Raw genomic sequence first — 1,769 nt, 5'->3', positions numbered from 1 at the left:
CTAAGAGGCTGTCTGAAAAGTCTATGGTTTGGCGTTGGAGTGCCGGCTTTAGCCGGCTAAAGCCGGCACTCCAGCGTGTGCCCCCCGGCTTTTCAGAAGGTCGTAGGTTGCCATTGGATGCCGACTAAAGTCGGCACTACGACAGTAAAGCTGCCATTAGGTAGTGCCGACTTTAGTCGGCTGAGGTCGTAGGTTGCCATTGGATGCCGACTAAAGTCGGCACTACGACAGTAAAGCTGAAAGCGCGTTTCTGAAACCTTCCCTAACAACTTTTCATCTATCGGCTTTCGAATTAAGGAGAAATCTACATGGACGGCCTCTGGGACGAACGGATAGCGGTGGGCGCAACGGAGTTGCGTAGTTCGGCGATTCGTGATCTGCTTAAACTTACGGCCCAACCGCAGATCATTTCGTTTGCCGGGGGGCTGCCTGCTGCTGAACTCTTTCCGGCAGAGGAGATTGCGTTGGCGAGTGAGCGGGCTTTGGCTGAGGTGCCGATGGCGACCCTCCAGTATGGCAGGACGGAGGGCTATGAGCCGCTGCGGGCGCTGGTGGGGACGTGGCTGGGGCGTTTGGGCATGGATACGCGCTTTGAGCAGGTGATTATTACTGCTGGTTCGCAACAAGCCCTCGATCTGATCGGGCGGCTCTTGATTGATCCGGGTGCCCCAGTGGTGGTTGAAGAGCCAACCTATCTCGGTGCGCTCCAGGCATGGCAGACTTGTCGCCCGAATTATCTGCGTGTGCCGATTGATGAGCAGGGTCTCGTTGTGGATGCGTTGGAACAGTTGCTGGCCAAGGGGCTGCGCCCACGCTTTCTCTATGTGGTCTCCTGCTTCCAGAATCCAACCGGCGTGACCTTGGCCCCAGCGCGGCGCCGCCAGTTGATTGAACTTGCGGCGCGCTACGAGCTACCGATTGTGGAGGATGATCCCTATGGCGACCTCTACTATGAGGGTGAGCGGGTGACTCCGTTGGCGGCGCTTGATTATGAGTTGCACGGCGAACCGCGCTATGTGGTCTATTTGGGTACGCTCTCTAAGATGCTCGCTCCGGGCCTGCGCGTGGGCTGGCTGGTGGCCCCACGGGCGATCTTTGATCAACTAGTGATGCTGAAGCAGGGGCTTGATCTCAGCACCAGTAGTAGTTCGCAGACCGTAGCTTACTATGCGTGCCGCGATGGTCTGCTGGAACGCCATGCCCCCCGCATCAGGGCGCTCTACCGCGAACGCCGCGATGCGATGCTGGCTGCCCTTGAGCGCGAGATGCCACCCGAAGTGCGCTGGACGCGGCCCGAAGGCGGCATGTTCCTCTGGCTGACCCTGCCTGAGGGCTACAATTCGGGCGAGTTGCTCGACCGTGCGATTGAAGCGGGGGTTGCTTTTGTACCCGGCGAACCTTTTCACCCCGGTGGCGGCGGCACCAATACGATGCGCCTCAACTTCTCTTTTAGCAGTGTTGCCCAGATCAATGAGGGGGTGCGCCGTCTAGCCGCTGCCATCCGAGCGAGGTGATATGAGTATTGCATGGATTAGCCTGCCTGAATGTGTGGTCATTCTGGTTGTGATTGTGATTGTCGCTGCCTTCTCTTTCCGTGTGGGTTTTTTTAGAGGGAGAGGAGAGTAGAGAGGTACAGAGGTTTTAGAGTTTTTTACCACAGAGGCACAGAGAGCACAGAGGTTTTTTATGTGAAGAGCTTGCCACTACGAATGGGTTTGCTCCAACCTACGCTCTGTTCTTAGAGGTACAGAGTTTTTTACCACAGAGGC

Annotated in this window: 1 protein-coding gene; it reads left to right on the top strand. The window is 57.0% G+C overall.

The genetic code is table 11. The annotated features are described in order from the left end of the window. Window positions 1–308 precede the first annotated feature (308 nt). A complete protein-coding gene (locus CJ255_RS21870; protein ID WP_097646182.1) occupies window positions 309–1,514 on the top strand; it encodes an aminotransferase-like domain-containing protein in 1,206 nt (401 codons plus the stop codon). Window positions 1,515–1,769 lie beyond the last annotated feature (255 nt).

The sequence above is a fragment of the Candidatus Viridilinea mediisalina genome, from assembly GCF_002532535.1.
Taxonomy (GTDB): Bacteria; Chloroflexota; Chloroflexia; order Chloroflexales; family Chloroflexaceae; genus Viridilinea; species Viridilinea mediisalina.
Note: the sequence above shows the minus strand (reverse complement) of the source record. Positions and strands in the feature narration are given on the sequence as shown.

What these genes read in the sequence shown, in the direction of transcription:
- CJ255_RS21870 (WP_097646182.1), top strand. Translation starts at nt 309, where the DNA reads ATGGACGGCCTCTGGGACGAACGGATAGCGGTGGGCGCAACGGAGTTG.